Here is a 21,248-nt window from a genome sequence, read left to right on the forward strand (position 1 = left end):
CCCGCCACCGGCCCCCACGAACTACAATATCGGCCCCGCTCCGCTGCCGATTGCCCTGTCCCCATGACTGCTGATCTGTTGCCCGTCCGCCGGGCCCTCCTTTCCGTTTCCGACAAGACCGGCCTGGTCGAGCTGGCCACTGCACTGGCCGCACGCGGCGTGGAGCTGCTGTCCACCGGCGGTACCGCCAAGGCCATCCGCGATGCCGGCCTGGCCGTGAAGGACGTGGCCGATGTCACCGGCTTCCCGGAAATGATGGACGGCCGGGTCAAGACCCTGCACCCGATGGTGCATGGCGGCCTGCTGGGCCGTTCGGGCCTGGACGATGCGGTGATGGCCGAGCATGGCATCGGCGCCATCGACCTGCTGGTGCTGAACCTGTACCCGTTCGAAGCGGTCACCGCCAAGGCCGACTGCACCTTGGCCGACGCGGTGGAAAACATCGATATCGGCGGCCCGGCCATGCTGCGCTCGGCGGCCAAGAACTTCGCCCGCGTGGCGGTGACCACCGACCCGTCGCAGTACGCCGAACTGCTGGCCTCGCTTGAAGCCAACGACGGCCAGCTGAGCGCCGCCACCCGCTTCGCGTTCTCGGTGGCCGCGTTCAACCGCGTGGCCCAGTACGATGCGGCCATCAGCAACTACCTGTCGGCGGTCACCGCCACCGACGTCGCCGTGCCGGTGCGCGCCGAATACCCGGCGCAGATGAATTCCACCTTCGTGAAGGTGATGGACCTGCGCTACGGCGAAAACCCGCACCAGAGCGGCGCGTTCTACCGCGACCTGTACCCGGTGCCGGGCACGCTGGCCACCTTCCAGCAGCTGCAGGGCAAGGAACTGAGCTACAACAACCTGGCCGATGCCGATGCGGCGTGGGAATGCGTGCGCCAGTTCGACGCGCCGGCCTGCGTGATCGTCAAGCACGCCAACCCGTGCGGCGTGGCCGTGGGTGCCGGCAACGGCGATGCCTATGAACTGGCCTACGCCACCGACCCGACCAGCGCCTTCGGCGGCATCATCGCCTTCAACAAGCCGCTGGACGCCGCCACCGCCAAGGTGATCCTGGACCGCCAGTTCGTGGAAGTGCTGATCGCCCCGGACTACGAGCCGGCCGCGCTGGAATACGCGCAGAAGAAGGCCAACGTGCGCGTGCTGCGCATTCCGCACGGTGATGGCCTGAACAACTTCGACAGCAAGCGCGTGGGCTCGGGCCTGCTGCTGCAGTCGTCGGACAACCGCGGCATGACCCGCGACGAACTGAAGGTGGTCAGCAAGCTGGCGCCGACCGACAAGCAGTTCACCGATCTGCTGTTCGCCTGGAAGGTGGCCAAGTTCGTGAAGTCCAACGCGATCGTGTACGCCAAGGACAACCGCACCATTGGCGTGGGCGCCGGGCAGATGAGCCGCGTGTACTCGGCACGCATCGCCGGCATCAAGGCCGCCGACGCCAACCTGGTGGTCGAAGGTTCGGTGATGGCCTCCGACGCGTTCTTCCCGTTCCGCGACGGTATCGATGCCGCCGCCGCTGCCGGCATCAAGGCGGTGATCCAGCCGGGCGGTTCGATGCGCGATGCGGAAGTGATCGCCGCCGCCGACGAGCATGGCCTGGCCATGGTGTTCACCGGCGTTCGCCACTTCCGCCACTGATACAGGGAGCGACACGGATGTCTGCAGTCTCTTTGAAACCGCTCACCGTGCTCGCTTTGGCCGGCACGGCCTTGCTGGCCGGCTGCACGCCGGCCGCCGATCCTGCGCCGGCTGCTGCCGCTGCAGCGCCGGCGGCCACGACGGCGGCGGCCGAACCGGCCACGCCGATCAGCCGCACCGCCCGGCTGCAGGCCTTCCTGGCCCAGCGTTACGGCCAGGGCGCCGCGCTGTCGGGTGACTGGCGCGGCAGCTGGACCCAGGACGGCGAAACGCGCCCGGTCAGCTGGCAGGTCTGCGCCGAGCAGCCGGTGGTGAGCGGCGACAGCTGGCAGCAGCTGCTGGCCGTCTGCGGCGCGCTGGTCGAAGCCGGCCACCCGGAGCCGGGCACCATCGACTTCTACGTGCTGCGGCCAACCGCCAGCGGCTTCGACGTGGCCGCCGAGCTGACCGGTGGCACCTACGGCAGCAGCGGCCAGCCCGGCACGGTGCAGATCGTGCGCGCCGGCAGCGATTTCTACGGCTTCCGAGTGGAAGACGGCTGGTTCGGCCAGGGCTATTCGCTGATCTCGCAATCGCTGGTGCTGCCCGGCCCGAAGGGCCTGGTCGACACCGGCAGCATGCGCAGCCATATCGACAATGGCGCCGCCTACGATTGCGACGACGCCGATGCGGCCGAAGACTGCCGCAGCAAGGTATTCAACATCGACTTCAACCAGCGCTTCGACGACAGCGACCGCAGCGCACGCGTCTGGCCGCTGCTGGTGGAGGAGACCGGCAGCACCTGCGGTGGCACCGCCGTGCGCCAGCAGCACCGCTTCACCCTGGACCCGAAGACGTGGACCTATTCCTTCCCCGCCGCGCTGCTGCGCGAGGGCTGCGAGTGAGGCACGCGGCCTGCCGGGAACATCGCCCTTCCCTTCCCACGCAATCTGGAATCTCGTGATGAACGTACTTGTCATCGGCTCTGGCGGCCGCGAACACGCCCTGGCATGGAAGCTGGCCCAATCCCCCCAGGTCAGTGAAGTGCTCGTGGCGCCCGGCAACGCCGGCACCGCCACCGAGGACAAGTGCCGCAACGCGGCGGTGAAGGTGACCGACATCGACGGCCTGCTGGCGCTGGCCCAGGCCGAAGGCGTGGCATTGACCGTGGTGGGCCCGGAAGTACCGCTGGTGGCCGGCGTGGTCGACCGCTTCCGCGCCGCCGGCCTGCGCATCTTCGGGCCGACCGCCGCCGCTGCACAGCTGGAAGGCAGCAAGGCCTACGCCAAGGACTTCCTGGCCCGCCACAACATCCCCACCGCGTTCTACGCCGTGCACACCGAGGTGGACGCGGCGCTGGCCTACATCCGCGACAAGGGCGCCCCGATCGTGGTCAAGGCCGACGGCCTGGCCGCCGGCAAGGGCGTGATCGTGGCGATGACCCTGGCCGAGGCCGAAGACGCCGTGCGCGACATGCTGTCGGGCAATGCCTTCGGCGACGCCGGTGCGCGCGTGGTGATCGAGGAATTCCTGGACGGCGAAGAAGCCAGCTTCATTTCCATGGTCGATGGCGTGCATGCGCTGCCGATGGCCACCTCGCAGGACCACAAGCGCGTGGGCGACGGCGATACCGGCCCGAACACCGGCGGCATGGGCGCCTATTCGCCGGCACCGGTGGTCACCGCCGAAGTACATGCGCGGGTGATGCGCGAGGTGGTGAACCCGACCGTGCAGGGCATGATTGCCGACGGCATTCCGTTCACCGGCTTCCTGTATGCCGGGCTGATGATCGATGCCAGCGGCGCACCGAAGGTGATCGAGTTCAACGTGCGCTTCGGCGATCCGGAAACCCAGCCGGTGATGCTGCGCCTGCAGTCCGACCTGGTGGACCTGGTGGAAGCGGCCATCGACGGTCGCCTGGACCAAGTGGAGGCGCAGTGGGACCCGCGCCCGTCGCTGGGCGTGGTGCTGGCCGCGAGGCCGTACCCGGAATCGCCGATCACCGGTGATGTGATTTCCGGCCTGGCCGATGTGCCGGCCAGCGCCAAGGTGTTTCATGCCGGCACCGCGCTGGACGCGCAGGGCCAGGTGCTGAGCGCCGGTGGCCGCGTGCTGTGCGTGGCCGCGCTGGGCGACAGCGTGCGCGACGCGCAGGCCAATGCCTATGCCGGCGTGGCCAAGGTGCGCTGGGCCAACGAGTTCCACCGCACCGACATCGGCTGGCGCGCGATCGCACGCGAGGGGTGAGGTGCGGGGTGCAGCCACGCATGGCGTGGCTCTACCCGGGTTGATCGCAGTAGATCCACGCCATGCGTGGATGAACCCTGCAGACACGCAAAGGCCCGGCGTTGCCGGGCCTTTGCCTTAGAGGACAGCGTCCAGACCCTTGCGGTCGATCAGGTTCAGAAGCTTCAGCGAGGGCCCGCTCGGCTTCTTTTCGCCCTGCTCCCAGCTGCGGACTGTCGAAACGCTGGTATTGAGCACACCGGCGAATACGGGCTGGCTGAGGTGCAGCGACGCGCGCAGTGCGCGGATCTGGGCACTGCTGTATTCGGGTACGGGCTCCAGACACAGGGCCTCGTACATGCCCATTCGTCGCTTGTCGATGAAGCCGCTGGCATACAGGCCTGCAGCGCCTTCATGCACCGCATCAAGGATTGGGCTCTTTGCACGTCTACGTTCAACACGCTTGGTCATGGCATATCTCCTGCAGATCGCCGCACATCACTGCCCTGTCCAACTGTGCAGGGCTCATCTTCAAGAACTCAGACGCATATAACTCAAGCGCATCCCGTTCCGCCCTGGTGAGGTTCGCGCGCTCGTTCTTTTCATAGCAGAAGAGAAAGAACCAGTAGCGCCCCAACTGGGTCGCCACGATGGTGCGGGCGCTACCGCGCTTTCCGCGGCCCGGCAGCGCGACGCGTTTCTTGATGAGACCGCCACCCAGATCGGCATCAATAAGCCCATGACGCATTTCGCTCACCGCGCGGCACAATGCCGAGTCGGACAACGTTGACTTTCGTGTGCTTCGGTTGAAGCTTCGGGTGCGGAAGACACGTGGCATGATCATACCGTGCCACCGAGTGGTACGGCGTGAAAATCAGCGTCAGGCTCCTGCATACGTGGGGATTGTGAGCACCTGATCGTCGGTATGGCGGCAGGAAGGAACAGAAGCGGCCCGGCAACGCCAGGCCTCGGCTTCAGGGACGGGAGTACGCAGAATGCGCCAGCATCAGGATTATCCGGACGGCTTTGAGTGTGTTTGGCTGGGCGTTGACCAGACCGGCGCAGTGGCGGCATTCGTCACCGCAGGCGAGGGAGACATCCCTACCGCGCTTCTGCACCAAGCCGCGGTGGACATCTTCGATATGGAAATGATGTTGATGGAGCTGCCGGTGGTTGGCAGGGCCGTCATGCACATGAAGGTTCCCCGTGACGATGACGGTGTGGCCATGGCTTCGCGCGGCATCCATGTGTACGACTGGAACCGGGGCGGCTACGTGCGCTTTGCCACGCCTACATTGGCCATTCAGCGCACGGCACTCAGCGGGGACCTGCAGGTGCTGGCCGGTCTGGCGACCTTCAACACGATCGACTTCCGGCAACACGCATCGATCCCGGTCTGGGCCCTGACGGAGACGACGGGAAAGCCGATGCCATGAGGCGGGATCAGTAGATCCACGCCATGCGTGGATGAGCCCCACCAAACAAAAAAGGCCCGGCATTGCCGGGCCTTTCGTCTTTGCAACGCTGCACCGCGTTACGCGTTGAACAGCGCCTTCATCTTCTTCAGCGCGTTCGCTTCGACCTGGCGGATGCGCTCGGCGGAAACGCCGTACTCATCGGCCAGTTCCTGCAGCGTCACCTTGCTGTCGGCGTCCAGCCAGCGGCGGCGGATGATGTCGCGCGAACGGGCATCCAGCTCGGCCAGGCCTTCGCGCAGCAGCTGCAGCTGGTTGTCTTCGCTGTCGGCACGCTCGTAGGCCATCGACGGGTCTTCGTCGTTGGCGACCAGGAACGCGGCCGGCGACGGCGGGGCGTGTTCGTTGTCCTCATCGCTGGGCGCATCGAAACCGATATCGCGACCGGACAGGCGCGATTCCATTTCCATCACCTCGCGCTCGGACACGTTCAGGTCCTTGGCCACCGCGCTCACTTCGGCCGCGTTCATCCAGCCCAGGCGCGTCTTCGACTTGCGCAGGTTGAAGAACAGCTTGCGCTGCGCCTTGGTGGTGGCGACCTTCACGATGCGCCAGTTCTTCAGGATGAACTCGTGCATTTCGGCACGGATCCAATGCACGGCGAAGGACACCAGGCGCACGCCCATATCCGGGTCGAAGCGCTTGACCGCCTTCATCAGGCCGATGTTGCCTTCCTGGATCAGGTCGCCCAGCGCAAGGCCGTAGCCGTTGTAACCGCGGGCCACGTGCACCACGAAGCGCAGGTGCGAATGCACCAGCTCGCGCGCAGCGTCCAGATCGTCGCCGTCGCGGAAACGACGGGCCAGGTCCTGTTCGTCATCGACCGACAGCACCGGAATCTGGTGCACGGCACCGATGTAGGCGTCCAGCGAACCGAGCGCACTGGGAATCGGGAGATTGTTTGCCACAAGGGCAGTAGAGGTGTTCTGGCTCATAGGGCTCATCTTAGCAGTCCGGGTTTTGGACTGCTAAAGCGGTAGGAAGTTCCAGTGTTCCGCAGGCGAAACAATGGGCCGTTCAACATCCCTACCCTATCGCGAATTGATGACAATGGCGAGCACGCCCCATAACGCATCAAACCATTACAAAACAATCACTTATGCACAAACTGGTGGATGAATTGTGCTTTTGGGCCGCAAAATCCCACCAACCCGCCCCATTCAGCCCGGCAATGTTGCCGGTCATTCAGGCCCAGGCGGCCCCAGCCCGGTAGTGCCGGACCATGCCCGGCAACCCAGGCCGCGGCCAAAGCGCTCAGTAGTAGCCGGACAGGTTCAGGAAGAAGCCCTTGCTCTCGTAGCGCAGCTCGGTCAGGTCGTCGCTGAACTCGGTGAAGTTGTAGCCGGCACCGATCTTGAAGTTCTGCCCGACCTGTCGGTCCACGCCCAGCAGCCAGCCCTTCTTGTCGCCGCCGTCGCGCACATCCAGCCAGCGGTACTCGGCCAGGCCTTCCCACTGCGACCACAGCCGGTAGCGCAACTGCAGCGCCGAGAAGTTCACCCGGCTGTCCAGCCAGGGGCCTTCGCCGCGGCCGGGGCGGTAGTCGCCCCAGCGCGCGGCCAGCTTGGCCGCCACTTCCCAGCGCTCGCCGATCTGCCGCACGCCCTCCAGCGAGATGATCTGCGACTTCTGGTCGTACACGTTGCCGCCTTCCTGGCCCAGCGACGCCACGTCGTACAGATAGGTGTATTTGCCGAACGCGGCCCAGCGCGTGTTGTCGTGCGGGCGCCAGGCGAAGCCCAGGTTGGATTCCACCAGCTTGGCATCGGCCAGCGCGTTGATCCTGTCCTGGGTATCGGCGTAGTTGGCGCGCAGCGCAATGCGCCAGTCCTCGTTGATCTTGTACAGCAGGCGGTTGGTGGTCACCCACTGCTCGCGCTGTTCGGCGCCCTGGTCGCGGCGGTACTCCAGCTTGCTGGTCCACTGCGTGTTGGCGTCGGTACGGCCACCGCTGACACTGTAGGCGCGGCGATCGACGCGGCCGGTGGTGGCGTCCAGCTTGCCATCCATCACGCTGAAGCCCAGGTTCCAGCCCTGCGCCGGGTAGAAATCCATGCCGAAGGTGTTGACCAGGCCCGCGGTGTCCTCGCGCCGGTCCTTCAGGTACTGGCTTTCGTTGAACACATTCACCTGGTTGCTCAGGCGCCAGCGCTGGCCCAGCGTCCAGCCCGACTGCAGGCCGGTGTCGTACAGCGGGTCGGTGGTGGTGCGGTCGGTGCTGTAGCTGTAGTTGCCGTAGAAGCTGTGCTCGGGGGTCATCCAGTACTCGGCTTCCAGCTTGGCGCCGTCGCCGCGGCTGCCGCTGCTCACTTCGGCGCCCACGCTGGAGCGATCACCGAACAGATAGCGCGTGCCCAGGGTCAACAGGTTGTTGTCCTCGTAAGCGCCGCCGTCGTCATCCACGGTCAGCTGGCCGGTGCCGTACAGCTCCCACTTGGCGCCGAAGCGCTGCCGGTAGCTCAATGCGGCCAGGGTGCCATCCACGTCCACGCCTGCATTCTCTTCGCGCACCCGGCGCAGCTCCGCACCCAGCTGGCCGTTGTTGCCCAGCCGCCAATCCAGCGTCAGCTGCGATTGTTCCAGCGCCACGTCGCCGCGTTCGGCGCGGCTCTGGCGGCCATACAGGCTGAGGTTGTCGGTGAAGTAGCCGAGGAACTCGGCGCCGTACTCTTCCAGTGCTACCCCGGTGTCCATGCGCGATACCGAGAAGCCGGCATCCACATCGCGCCACCAGGCGCCAAAGCTCCAGTCCTGCGTGGTCCAGCCCAGCTCGCGCAGGTTGGCGCGTGCTTCCACGGCCCGTGCATCGCCCTTGCGCGCCGCGTTCACCGGGTTGCGCTGGATGAAGCTCAGACCGCCGTTGTCGGAATAGAAGATCGGCGCGGCGGTGGCTTCGCTGCGGGTCTGTTCCAGCTTCAGGTAGGTACCGCGCCCGGCCTGCAGGGTCAGGTCGGCGCCCATCAGGCTGTAGTCGTCGCCGCTGCGGTTTTCGTCCACGTAGGTGCCGCCCACCGCCACGTGGTTACCGAACCATTGCTTGCCACGCAGGCCGGCGCTGACATCGTCCGTGCTGAAGCCCACCGGCACGTACTCGTAATCGACCAGCAGCACCTGGTCGTAGCCATCCAGCGGCGTGTCACGGGTGAGCGTGCGCACGTTCTCGCGGGTGATCTGCGAAAGCGCACGGGTCAGCAGGATGCGGCCCTGGATCTCGTTCACTTCGTAGTCCACGCCGCGCTGCAGGGTGCTGCGCACTTCGGTACGGCCGGTGGTGCGGTCGCGCACTTCCAGCACCACCTGTTCCGAGCCCGGCAGCAGATCGGTGTGGCGCAGGTAGTACAGGCTGCCGCCGGTGCCCAGGAATTCGCTGTGGCCCAGCGCCGACTGCGCCTCCGAGCCGAATGCCTTCAGGTAGGAACGCGGATCGCCCAGCGGCGTGGTCGCGCGTGATCGCCAGCTCAGCGCCGCACCATACAGCGAGCGCACGTACTGGCCGTACTCGGTGCCGGTGAAGCCGGTGGCGAAGTTGCCCCACAGCGCCTGGTTCTGGTCCCAGTCCACGCGCACGTACAGCTTGCCCTGGGTATCCACATCGCGGTACGTGGTCGAATCATCGCCGTACACCGGGTAGTACTGGTCCGGGTCCAGGCGGCGGAACACATCGCGCGCATCAGCATCCAGGAAGCCGCTGAACAGACGCTTCAACTCGCGATCGTAGGTGTCGGCCTGCGCGGTCACCAGGTACTTCCCGCGCAGCTTGCTCTTCAGGTAGAACGCCAGGCGGCCTTCGCTGAGGAAGCTGTCGTCACGGTCCTGGTCGGCCACCAGTGGGTCCAGGTTGCCACTGGCGGTGTTCTTGGAAAGGGTCACATCGGCCAGGGCCACCAGGAAGCGGTAGCTGCCGGTCACCTCCACGTCCAGGGTGCGCTGCAGGGGCGGCGCGTCCTGCGCTTCCACTTCCACCTGGTAGCGGTGCTGGCCGATCGGCTCCAGGAATTCGGCGGCGAACTTCTGCTCCAGATCCACCGGGAAGCTCTGCCCGTTGATCAGCACGCGCGCGTTGGGTGCCAGGCCACGGCCGTAGATGCGCACGCGCGAGCCGTAGATGGCGATGTTCTGCTGGCGCAGCGCGTTCTGTCCATAGATGTCATTGGTCAGCTGCTGGTCGCGCGCCTCCTCGCCGTTCAGCACCTTGCCCAGGGTCTTCTGCACGTTGTCGCGCACCTGCTGCGTGCCCCGCTCGTAGTCGGTGGGCAGCACCAGCTGGAAGCGCTGCGCGCTGGTTTCGTCGAACGCGCCATCGTGGCCGTAGGCGCGGGCGATGTACTGCAGTTCGTCGCCTTCGCGCAGGTTCAGCCCAGCCGGCAGCTGCCCATCCCATTCGGTGTTGCCCACGTAGTCCACCGGCATGGGAATGCGCGCCAGCGGCGTGACCAGATCGGTATCGGAACCGCGATACAGCGTGATCTCGATGCGTTCGATGAACGAGGCGTAGTTGTTGTAGCCATGGAAGCGCAGCGGCTTGGTCAGGCGCCCGTTCTCGAACGGTGCCATGGAACCGGTCTGCACGTTCAGCACCGGCGCCGACAGCGACGGATCTTCGGTGGCCCACACCACCGCGCCGTCAGGCAGCTCGGTCACGAACTGCCCACCCGGTGCGGCCGCGCGCGCGTCGGCGGGCGTTGGTACGGTCTGCGGGGTCGGGTCGCCATGCACCTGCAGCAGCAGGTCGTTGCCGCGGCGGCAGCCTTCGGCACCGCACAGGGTCTGCGGCACTTCCGGTGCCGGCGCGGGCGCTGCGGTCTGCGCCCAGGCCGAAGGCAGCAGCAGCGCGGTGGCCAGGGTGATGAGTGCGGTCGTCTTGATCATGGCCCTCTCCTCAGCGGTCCGCGCGGTCAACGGTGGCCGGTGCAGGCAGTACCTGCACCTGCACCCGGTCGGCCCACCCGTCTGGCAACCGCGCCAGCACGGCCTGCTGCAGCACGCGGCCGCGGTCTGCCGCCAACGCTTCCTGGCCCGCCTCGGCACGCACCTGCAGCACCCCGCCCTGGCGGGCCTGCAACGCGCTGGCCGCCTGCACCAGTACCGCCTCGTTGCCAGGTGCCAGTTCGGCGCGGCCCGGTACGAACAGTGCAGGACCGAACTCCAGCCGCAGGGCCGGACGACCGCTGTCGAACCGTGCATCGGGCAGCTGCACGCCGAAGTCGAAGCGTACCGGCAACCCCGGGGTGATCCGCCGCAGCAGCGGGTTGCGCGTGGTGAAGCGCGCGTCGGCCGGCAGCGTGGTCGGGTCCACCTTCAGGATGAAGTTGCGCCCACGTGCCTGGCCGCCGTTGATGCCGACCAGGTGGTAGCGGCCGAAGGCATCGGTTTCCATCACCAGGCCTTCCACCGATGCCACGCGCACGCCGGGAATGCCGCGCTCACCGTCATCCTGGATGCCGTTGCCGTTGCGGTCTTCGAACACGCTGCCCAGGATCAGGCTCTCGTCCAGCAAGGGATCGCCCACCACCTCTACATCGGCCGACGCCACGTTGCCGATGCTGGCGTTGACCGCATCCACCGCGGTCACCCGGTTGGTGTGGATGCCCTGGCCCACGCCAGCCCCCACGCGCAGGTAGTACACCAGCGTGGCGCGGCCACCGGCGGCGATATCCACCTGTTCCACCCGCAGCGGTGAACGCGCGCTCACGAACGCGGCGTTGTCCAGGTCGCGGGCCTCGAAGCCCTCCTGCACGAAGGTGAAGCCGGCCGGCAGCGTATCGACCACGTTCACGCCCAGCGCGTCCACTTCGCCCAGGTTTTCCACGGTCACCACGTAGCGCACCAGCTCGCCCACTTTCACCGTGCGCTGCGCCGTCTGCTTGGTCAGGCGCAGCACGGCACCGCTGGCGGTGACGGTGATGTTCACCCGGCCATCGGCGCAGACCGGGGTCGGAATGGAGACGTCGCAGATGTTGTAGGTGAAGGCATCCTGGCCGCTGTAGCCGACGAAGGCGGTGTAGATGCAGACGCCGTCGGTGCAGCCCAGGCGGCCGTAGCGCGGCGCGGCCAGCACGCGCAGCGAACGCGGGTTGATCGGCGCGCCGCTGGTGCTGATGTTGTCCAGCAGCGAGATCGTGACCGGTTCACCATCGGGCGTGGTCACGGTCTCATCCACCACTTCCACGGCGTTGGCCTGCACCTGCACCGTCACGCTGGCGGTACCGCACTGCACCGGCGCGGCCTGCGTGCAGACGGTGTAGGCGAAGGTGTCACTGCCGCTGAACGTGGCCGCCGGCGTGTAGCGCACACTGCCGTCGGCCAGTACTGCGGCCGTGCCCGAGGTGGGCGCAGTGCTGATGGTCACGGCCACCGACGCCGGCACCACCGGGCTGCCGGCGACCAGGTCGTTGGCCAGCACCGCCACCACCACCGGGCTGTCCTGCGGCGTCGTAGCGGTATCGTCGGCGGGCTGCACGGTGCTGCCCGCCGGTGGGTTGGCCAGGGTCACCGTCACCGTACCGATGTCGCAGACGCTGGGCTGGCTGACCAGGCAGATCTGGTAGGTGGTGGTGTAGGTGGCGCCGGCCACACCGGCGGCAACGTCCACGCTGCCATTGGCCTGGATGGTGATGGCCGTGGTGTTGGTGGGGGTCAGCTGCACCGTGGTCGGGTCCAGCGCGGCGCCGTTGAACGTGTCGTTCACCAGCACGTTCAACACTGCGGTGGCGCCGGTGGCCGGCACATCGGCAATCGCATCATCCACCGCGACCAGGGTGCCACCCGCGGCGCTGACCGTGATGGCCAGTGTGGCGGTATCGCACACGCCGGCATACGGCGCGGGCAGGCACAGCTGGTAGATGAAGGAATCGTTGCCGGTGTAGCCTGCGTTGGGCGTGTAGGTGTAACTGCCATTGGCATTGAGCACCACGGTGCCCTGCGCCGGTGCGGTCACCAGCGAGAACACCGAACCGCCGCCGGCGTTGTCATTGCCCGCCACGCTGCCGCTCAGCGCCTGCCCGGCCGGCGTGGTGGCCACGTCGTTCACCGCGTCCGGACGTACCAGCACCAGTGCCGTAGCCTGCGCGCAGTTGCCCGTGTTGCTGGCTTCGCAGATCTGATAGGTCAGGTTGAGCGCACCGGCCGCGGCACTGCCGGCGATGGTGATGATGCCGTTGGCATCGATGCTGACGCCTGCCGGAGGTGCGACCAGGGACACCGTGACCTGCGCCGGCTGCACCGGCACGCCATTGATCAGGTCATTGCCCAGCACCGACGGCGTGGACCCGCCCGCGCCAGGCAGGGTGGGCGTGCCACTGAAGTTGTCGCTCACTGCCTGAAGGGTCGTGGCGCTCACGGTCACGCTGACCGACCCGGTGTCACAGACATTGAGGTTCGGTGCCGGCAGGCAGACCTGGTAGGTGAAGGTATCGGTGCCGGTAAAGCCCGGGTTCGGGGTGTAGCTGATGGTGTTGTCACCATTCACCACGGCGGTGCCGTTCAAAGGCGCAACGATCACCGTGAACACCGGGTTCAACGGCAGCGTGTCGTTGGCGGCAACGTTCAGCACGGTGGTGCCGGTACCGGCCGACAGCGTGTCATCGGCCGCGTTCGGGCGCACCGCCACCAGTGCGGTGGCCTGCGCGCAGTTGGTCGGCACCGCGTTTTCGCAGACCTGGTAGTTCAGCGTGGTGGCGACCGGAACCAGACCCGCAGCGACGGTGATGACGCCGCTCGGGCTCATGCTGTAGCCGGTGGGCGGCGTGATCAGCGTGGCGGTTACCGGCGTGGTACCCGGCACGATGGGCGCACCGTTGAAGCTGTCGTTCAACAGCACGCTGGTGGTGGTGCCGCCGGTGGCCGGCACGATGGGTGTCGCGCTGAAGTCATCGTTCAACGCGCTCACGCTGGTCGTGCCCACGTTGACGGTGACGGTGGCGGTGGAGCACACCCCCGCTGCCGGCGCGGGCAGGCAGACCTGGTAGGTGAAGGTGTCAGCGCCGGTGAAGCCCGCCGCAGGCGTGTAGCTGATGGTGTTGTCGGCGTTGACGACCGCGGCACCATTGCCCGGCGCCACCAGCACGGTCAGCGTGGGGTTGGACGGCAGGGTGTCGTTGGCGGTGACGTTAAGCACCGTGGTGGTGCCGGCCGTTGCCGTCAGGGTGTCGTTGGCCGCAGCAGGACTGACCGCAACCACCGCGGTGGACTGCGCGCAGTTGCTGGGCACCGCGTTCTCGCAGACCTGGTAGGTCAGCGTTGCCGCAGCCGGCGGCGTGCCCGGTGCCACCGTGATCTGCCCGTTGGCAGCCATCGTGTAGCCCGCAGGCGGGGTGATCAGCGTTGCGGTGACCGGCGTGGTGCCCGGCACGATCGCAGCGCCGTTGAAGGTGTCGTTGAGCAACACGCTGGTGGTGGTGCCGCCGCTGGCCGGTGCGATCGGCGCGGCGGTGAAATCATCGGCGTTGGCGACCAGGGTGGTGGCCGCAACGGTGAGGCTGACCGTGGCGGTGTCGCAGACGCCGGCGGCCGGTGCCGGCAGGCACACCTGGTAGGTGAAGCTGTCGCTGCCGGTGAAGCCTTCCGAGGGCGAGTAGCGGATCGTGCCGTCTGCCAGCACCGTGGCCAGGCCGTTGGTCGGCGCAACCGTCACGGTCACCACCGGGTTCGACGGCACGGTGTCGTTGGCCAGCACGTTCAGGATGGTGCTGGTACCGGCGGCAGCCAGCAGGGTGTCGGCCACCGCGTCCGGGCTGACCGCCACCAGCGCCGTTGCCTGCGCGCAGTTGGTGGGCACGGCGGTTTCGCAGACCTGGTAGTTCAGCGTGACCGCCGCGGGCGTGGTGCCCGCCGCAACGGTGATGACGCCCGTTGCGCTCATGCTGTAGCCGGTCACCGGCGTCACCAGCGAGGCAGCAACCGGGGTGGTACCAGGCACGATGGCCGCACCGTTGAACGTGTCGTTCAACAGCACGCTGGCGGTGCTGCCACCGGTGGCGGGTGCGATGGGCATGCCGCTGAAGTCATCGGCGAGCGCGCTGATGCCATTGGCACCCACCGTCAGGCTGACCGTGGCGGTATCGCAGACCGCACTGCCCGGCGCCGGCAGGCACAACTGGTAGGTGAAGCTGTCCGCGCCGGTGAAGCCCGGCGTCGGGGTGTAGTTGATGCTGCCATCTGGATTGACCGTGGCAGTCCCGTTGGCCGGTGCCGCCGACACGGTCACCACCGGGTTCAGCGGTGCGGTGTCGTTGGCCAGCACGTTGAGCACGGTGGTGGTCCCCGCCGTTGCGGTCAGGGTGTCCGCCACCGCTTCCGGGCTGACCGCCACGATGGCCGAGGCCACCGCGCAGTTGGTCGGCACCGCGTTTTCGCAGACCTGGTAGTTCAACGTCACTGCGGCAGGCGTGGTACCCGGTGCCACCGTGATCACGCCGGCCGGGTTCATGCTGTAGCCGTTCACCGGCGTCACCAGCGAGGCGCTGACCGGCGTGGTGCCCGGCACGATGGCCGCGCCATTGAAGGTGTCGTTCAGCAGCACACTGGCGGTGCTGCCACCGGCCGCCGGGGCGATCGGCGCCGCAGTGAAGTCATCGCCCAGGGCGCTGAGCGTGGTGTTGCTGACGGTGACCGTCACCGTCGCCGAATCGCAGACCGTGGCGCCGGGGGCCGGCAGGCAGACCTGGTAGGTGAAGCTGTCGGTGCCGGTGAAGCCCGCCGTCGGGGTGTAGCTGATGCTGCCGTCGGCATTCACCGTGGTGCTGCCATTGGTCGGTGCGACCGACACCGTCACCGTCGGGTTGGCCGGTGCGCGATCGTTGGCCAGCACGTTCAGTACGGTGGTGGCGCCAGCGGCAGCGGGCAGCGCGTCGGCCACCGCCTCCGGGCTGACCGCGACCACGACGGTGGCTGCCGCACAGTTGGTCGGCGCCGCGTTCTCGCAGACCTGGTAGTTCAGCGTGGTTGCCGCCGGCGTGGTGCCCGCCGCAACGCTGATCACCCCGTTGGCCGACATGCTGTAGCCGCTGGGCGGCGCCAGCAGCGACGCCGTCACGGCAGTGGTGCCCGGCACGATGGCCGCGCCATTGAACGTATCGTTGAGCAGCACGCTGGTGGTGCTGCCGCCGGTGGCCGGCGCGATAGGCGCTGCGGTGAAGTCATCGTTGGTCGCCACCAGCGAGGTGTTGCTGACCGCAAGCGAAACGGTTGCAGTGGCGCAGACCGTTGCCGCCGGCGCGGGCAGGCACAACTGGTAGGTGAAGCTGTCGGCACCGGTGTAGCCGGCCGTCGGCGTGTAGCTGATGCTGCCGTCGGCATTGACCGTGGTGGTGCCGTTGGTCGGCGCCACCGACACGGTCACCACCGGGTTCTGCGGTGCGGTGTCGTTGGCCAGCACGTTCAGCACGGTCGTGGTACCGGCGGTGGCCGGCAGAGTGTCGGCCACCGCCACCGGGCTGACCGCGACCACGGCCGAGGCCGACGCGCAGTTGCCCGGCACCGCGTTTTCGCAGACCTGGTAGTTCAGCGTCGTCGTCGCCGGCGGTGATCCTGCGGCCACGGTGATCACGCCGTCGGCCGCCATGCTGTAGCCCGGCACCGTGGTCAGCAGCGAAGCGGTCACCGCCGTGGTGCCCGGCACGATGGCCACGCCATTGAACGTGTCGTTCAACAACACGCTGCTGGTGCTGCCGCCGGCCGCGGGAGCGATCGGGCTGCTGCTGAAATCATCGTTGGCCGCGGTCAGCGTCGTGGCCGCCACGGTGACGGTTACCGCCGCGGTATCGCAGACCGCCGCCGCTGGTGCCGGCAGGCAGACCTGGTAGCTGAAGGTATCGGTGCCGGTGAAACCAGCGCTGGGCGTGTAGCTGATGGTGCCGTCGCCATTGACGAGGGTGGTGCCGTTGCCCGCCGCCACCGATACGGTCACCAGCGGGTTCAGCGGCGCGGCATCGTTGGCCAGCACGTTCAGCACGGTGGTGGCACCGGCGGCCGCCGGCAGCGCATCGGCCACGGCGTCCGGGCTGACCGCCACCAGCGCGGTGGCCGCGGCACAGTTGCCCGGCACCGCGTTTTCGCAGACCTGGTAGTTCAGGGTCGCCGCGGCCGGCGTGGTTCCCGCAGCAACGGTGATCACACCGCTGGCCGAGATCGTGTAACCGGCCGGCGCGGCAATCAGCGTGGCGGTGACCGGCGTGGTGCCCGGCACGATGGGGGCGCCGCTGAAGGTGTCGTTCAACAGCACGCTGCTGGTGCTGCCACCGGTGGCCGGTGCAATCGGGCTGGCGCTGAAATCATCGTTGCTGGCCACCAGCGAGGTGGCACTGACAGTGACCGTCACCGTGGCCGAATCGCAGACCGTGCCGCCCGGCGCGGGCAGGCACAGCTGGTAGGTGAAGGTATCGGTACCGGTGAAGCCGGCGGTCGGCGTGTAGCTGATGGTGCCATCGCCATTGGCCACGGCCGTGCCCTGGCTCGGGCCGGCACTGACGGTGACCACCGGGTTCAGCGGCGCGGCATCGTTGGCCAGCACGTTCAACACCGTGGTGGTGCCTGCGGTGGCCGGCAGGCTGTCGGCGACGGCATCGGGGCTGACCGCCACCAGTGCGGTGGCGGCGGCGCAGTTGGTCGGCACCGCGTTCTCGCACACCTGGTAGCTGAGCGTGGTTGCCGCCGGGCGCGTACCCGCGGCCACACTCACCACACCGTCGGCCGACAGGCTGTAGCCGGACACCGGCGTGACCAGCGATGCGGTGACCGGCGTGGTGCCCGGCACGATCGCACTGCCGCTGAAGGTGTCGTTGAGCAGCACGCTGGTGGTGCTGCCGCCGGCCGCCGGATCGATGGGCGTGGCCAGGAAGCTGTCATTCACCGCGACCAGCGAGGTCGTGCTGACCGTCACCGCCACCGTGGCGGTATCACACACGCTGCCATGGGGCGCCGGCAGGCACAGCTGGTAGGTGAAGGAATCCGGCCCGCTGAAACTGCCGGTGGGGGTGTAGCTGATGCTGCCGTCGGCGTTGACCACGGCGCTGCCATTCACCGGCGCCACGCTGACGGTCACCACCGGCGTGGCCGGTGCCACGTCGTTGGCCAGGACATTCAGTACGGTGGTCGCACCGGCCGCGGCCGGCAGTGCATCGTTCACTGCATCCGGGCTCATCACCACCACCGCCGTGGCGGTGGCACAGTTGGTCGGCGCAGCGGTTTCGCAGACCTGGTAACCCAGCGCGACCGAGCCCGGCAAGGTACCGGCCGCGACGCTGATGACACCATTGGCGGCCATGCTGTAGCCGGACACCAGGGTGGTCAGGCTGGCGGTGACCGGGGTGGTACCCGGCACGATGGCCGCACCGTTGAAGGTGTCGTTGAGCAGCACGCTGGCGGTACTGCCACCGCTCGGCGGGACCGCGCTGGCACTGAAATCATCATTCACCGCCACCAGTGCAGCGGCCGCCAGGGTCAGCGCCACCTGGGCGGTATCGCAGACAGCGCCGTCCGGTGCCGGCAGGCACACCTGGTAGGTCAACGTATCGGCACCGCTGGCGCCCGCGTTGGCGGTGTACTGCAGGCTGCCGCTGGTCGACAGCACCGCGCTGCCCAGGGTGGGCGGGGTAACCACGGTATACGTGGCACCGGCAGGCACGTTGTCGTTGGCGGCCAGGTCGAAGGTGCCCGGCTGGGTGCCGGTCACGCTGCCGCTGTCATCGACGGCATCGGGCGCAACCACTACCTGCACCGCGGCGGTATCGCAGGTGCTGCCGCCCTGCTCGCACAGCGAGTAGGTGAGCGTGGTGGCACCGGCCGGCGCGTAGCTGGCCACGGTGATGATGCCATTGGCATCAATGCTGAAACCGGTGGGCGCGGCCACCAGATTGGCCGTGACCTGCAGCGGATTCACCGGCGCGCCGTTGAAGCTGTCGTTGGCAAACACCGTGGGCGTGGTGCCGCCGGCACCGGGCGCGAACACGGGGCTGCGGAAGTTGTCATCCACCGCATCAACGGTGTTGGCCACCACCGTGATCGTGACCGTGCCGGTGGCACAGACGGCCGCATCGGGCGCCGGCAGGCAGACCTGGTACTGCGCGGTCTGCGGCCCCGCCGCGGCCGGTGCATAGCTGAAGCTGCCGTTGCCCTGCAGGGTGAACGTGCCAGCGGCCGGCGGCGTGACCAGGCTGTAGGTCGCAGCTGCAGGCGCGTTGTCATTCAGGCTGACATCGCCCACCAGGGGCTGCCCGGCCGAGGTGCTGTAGCTGTCGTCGGTGGCAGCGGGCGCCACCACCAGCGCGACCTGGGCGGTGTCGCAGTTGGCGGTACCGGCCTCGCACAGTTCATAGGTCAGGGTCTGCGCGCCAGCAGCGGCGCCGGCCGGCACGTTGATCACCCCGGCGCTGGTGAAGGTGTAGCCCGGCGGCGGTGCGTTCACCAGGCTCACGCTCACCTGCGCGGCGGTCACCGCCGCGCCGTTGAACAGATCATTGCCCAGCACGCTGGGCGTGCTTCCGCCGGTCACCGGCGAGATGGCCGGCGTGCCAAAGGCATCGTCCACCGCATCGACCGTGTTGGCGGTGATGACAAAGGTGGCCGTCGCCGTCGAGCACACCGCACTGTTCGGTGCGGGCAGGCAGACCTGGTAGCTGGCGCTGTCAGTGCCACCGCTGCCGGCGGCCGAGGTGTAGGTGAAGCCGCCATCGGCGGCCAGCAGCAGCGTGCCCTGGGTGGGGGCGACCAGCACGCTGAATTCCGCACCGGTACCGGTGCTGTCATTGCTGGCCACCGAACCGGTCACGGCCTGGCCCGACTGCACCGGCACGCTGTCGGCCACGGCTGTCGGCGCGACCAGCACCTGCACGCTGGCGGTATCGCAGTTGGCCGGGGCTGCCGTTTCGCACAGCTGGTAGGCCAGAGTCGTGGCACCCGGCGTGGTGCCTGCGGCCACGGTGATCACGCCGCTGCTGGCATCCAGGTTGAAGCCCGCCACCGGCGCCTGCAGCGTTGCCGTAACCGTCCCGGCGGTGACCACCACGCCATTGAGGGTGTCGTTGCCCAGCACGCTGGGGGTGGTGCCGCCGGCAAGGCCGGGCACCGGGGTGGCGAACAGATCATCGTTGGCCACCAGCGCATTGGCGCCCAGGGTGACGGTGACCGTCGCGGTATCGCACACCGCAGCGTTCGGTGCCGGCAGGCATACCTGGTAGCCGAACGTGTCGCTGCCGGTAACGCCGGCATTGGGCGTGTAGGTATAGCTGCCGTCGCTGTTCACGGTCACCACGCCCTTGCTGGCGGCGGTACCGAGGCTGAAGGTGGAGCCGGCCGGGGTGTTGTCGTTGCTGCCGACGTTGGCGGACACCGGCTGCCCCGCACCTGGCGTGGCGATCGCATCGTCCACCGCATCGGGAGCGATGACCAGTTGCACGCTGGCCGTATCGCACAGCGTGGGCGCGGCGGTCAGGCAGATGCGGTAGCCCAGGGTGACCGGGCCGGCCACGGCGTTGGCCGGCACCGTGACCACGCCAGCGGCGTTGATCAGATACCCCGCCGGCGCGGTGATCAGCGTGGTGGTCAGATTGGCCGGCACCACTGCCACGCCATTGAAGGTGTCGTTGCCCAGCACGCTGGCCGTGGTGCCGCCGATGGCCGCGGCGATCGGCGCGGCGCTGAAATCATCGTTCACCGCATCGATGGTGTTGGCGGTCAGGTTCACGGTGACCGTTGCGGTGTCACACACCGCCGCGTTCGGTGCCGGCAGGCACACCTGGTAGCCGAAGGTATCGGTGCCGGTGGCGCCCACGTTGGCGGTGTAGGTGAACGCGCCGCTGGCCTGCAGCACCACGCTGCCCTGGCTGGGCACTGCGCCGGTCTGCACGAAGGTGGAACCGGTAAAGACATTGTCGTTGCTGGCAACGTTGCCGTTCACCGCCTGCCCGGCCTGCACGGCCACGCTGTCATCCAGCGCATCCGGGCTGACCAGCAGGCTGACCGTGGCGCTGGCGCAGTTGCTGGGCGAAGCCGCTTCGCAGATCTGATAGGTCAGGCTGACCGGCCCGGCTGCGGCGGTGGCCGGCACGCTGATGGTGCCGTTGGCCGCAATGGCATAGCCGGACGGCGCGTTGGTCAGCGTCGCGACCACGGCGGCATCGGCGAACGCCGCGCCACCCAGGGTGTCGTTGGTGAACACGCGCGGCGTGCTGCCGCCGCCGCCCGGCGGGAATGGCGTGGCACTATAGTCGTCGTTGGTGGCGACGATGGCGGCCGCCTGCACGGCGATGGTGGGCGTGGTGGCGGTGTTGTCGCCCGGCGTCGGATCGGTGGTACCCGGCGGCGGGGTGATGGTGGCCGCGTTGGCGGAAATGGTCGCCGGGGTGACGCTAGGCGCGGTGCCGTTCACCAGCACCACCAGCACATCGCCCACGCCCACGTTGACGCCGACGTTCAGGCTGCCGGTGCCCGAAGCCGCCGAGCAGGAGGTGGCCGCCGACACCGTTGCGCAGGTCCAGGTGACCCCGCTCAGCTGCGCGGGCACCGAATCGGTAAGGGTGGCGCCCACCGCCTGCGACGGGCCGGTGTTGCGCACTTCAATGCGGTACTGCACCGCCCCACCGGCCGCGACCGGCACCGGCGTGGTGATGGTCTTGACGATGCTCAGCTGCGCGCTGGCGGCCAGTGCATTGCTGTCGCTGCTGCTGTTGTTGCCCGGGGTGGGATCGGACACGTCAGCCGGCGCGGTCACCGTGGCGGTGTTCACCAGCGGGTTGCGGTACGCCTGCGCCTGTGCGCCCGCCATGGCCAGCGTGGCCAGCAGCGCGGTGCCCAGTTGCAGCGCGCGCGCGCGCAGGCAGGCGTGGCCGGGCAGGCAGTTCAAGCGACGGGCGCGGGCGGTGTGCATGCTGTCATCCTCGAAAGCACCGCGCAGGCTCTGGCGTTCCCCACCTGCGCGTCACATGA

General features: G+C 68.0%; 9 protein-coding genes. 4 read left to right on the forward strand and 5 right to left on the reverse strand.

Annotated features, from left to right (window positions below; all coding sequences use genetic code 11):
• Positions 1–63 precede the first annotated feature (63 nt).
• The 3 genes from purH to purD are packed head-to-tail and all read left to right on the forward strand — an operon-like array spanning position 64 to position 3,873.
• Positions 64–1,647 (forward strand): bifunctional phosphoribosylaminoimidazolecarboxamide formyltransferase/IMP cyclohydrolase, encoded by a 1,584-nt coding sequence (purH, locus tag C1930_RS18090; protein WP_108772342.1) that lies wholly within the window; start codon positions 64–66, stop codon positions 1,645–1,647.
• A gap of 17 nt (positions 1,648–1,664) precedes the next feature.
• Positions 1,665–2,531 carry a hypothetical protein gene (locus C1930_RS18095; protein WP_108772343.1) on the forward strand — a complete coding sequence of 289 codons (867 nt, stop codon included), beginning with the start codon at positions 1,665–1,667 and terminating at the stop codon, positions 2,529–2,531.
• 58 nt (positions 2,532–2,589) lie between these two features.
• Positions 2,590–3,873 carry a phosphoribosylamine--glycine ligase gene (gene purD, locus C1930_RS18100; RefSeq protein ID WP_108757335.1) on the forward strand — a complete coding sequence of 428 codons (1,284 nt, stop codon included), beginning with the start codon at positions 2,590–2,592 and terminating at the stop codon, positions 3,871–3,873.
• 117 nt (positions 3,874–3,990) lie between these two features.
• Here the strand turns inward: purD and C1930_RS18105 are convergent, their stop codons facing one another.
• Entirely contained in the window at positions 3,991–4,323 is a 333-nt protein-coding gene (locus tag C1930_RS18105; protein WP_108757336.1) for a DNA-binding transcriptional regulator, read from the reverse strand.
• On the reverse strand, positions 4,307–4,696 hold the full coding sequence (locus tag C1930_RS18110) for a type II toxin-antitoxin system RelE/ParE family toxin (protein WP_108757337.1): 390 nt from the start codon (positions 4,694–4,696) through the stop codon (positions 4,307–4,309). The genes C1930_RS18105 and C1930_RS18110 overlap by 17 nt, the downstream gene beginning before the upstream one ends.
• 151 nt (positions 4,697–4,847) lie before the next feature.
• On the opposite strand from C1930_RS18110, the gene C1930_RS18115 reads away from it, so the two are divergent.
• Complete coding sequence (locus C1930_RS18115; protein ID WP_108757338.1) at positions 4,848–5,288, forward strand: hypothetical protein; 441 nt, start codon at positions 4,848–4,850, stop codon at positions 5,286–5,288.
• 98 nt (positions 5,289–5,386) lie between these two features.
• Here C1930_RS18115 and rpoH read toward each other — a convergent pair whose 3' ends face one another.
• From rpoH to C1930_RS18130, 3 genes are all read right to left on the reverse strand, one after another.
• The gene (gene rpoH, locus C1930_RS18120; protein WP_108751041.1) at positions 5,387–6,262 is read right to left on the reverse strand and encodes an RNA polymerase sigma factor RpoH; all 876 of its coding nucleotides are present in this window, start codon (positions 6,260–6,262) and stop codon (positions 5,387–5,389) included.
• 319 nt (positions 6,263–6,581) lie between these two features.
• Positions 6,582–10,196: a hypothetical protein gene (locus C1930_RS18125; RefSeq protein WP_108772344.1), complete on the reverse strand. Its 3,615-nt coding sequence runs from the start codon at positions 10,194–10,196 to the stop codon at positions 6,582–6,584.
• Between the two features lie 10 nt (positions 10,197–10,206).
• Complete coding sequence (locus C1930_RS18130; protein ID WP_108772345.1) at positions 10,207–21,189, reverse strand: Ig-like domain-containing protein; 10,983 nt, start codon at positions 21,187–21,189, stop codon at positions 10,207–10,209.
• Between the last annotated feature and the right edge of the window lie 59 nt (positions 21,190–21,248).

It is taken from the genome of Stenotrophomonas sp. SAU14A_NAIMI4_8 (assembly GCF_003086695.1).
In the GTDB taxonomy this organism is placed as follows: Bacteria; Pseudomonadota; Gammaproteobacteria; order Xanthomonadales; family Xanthomonadaceae; genus Stenotrophomonas.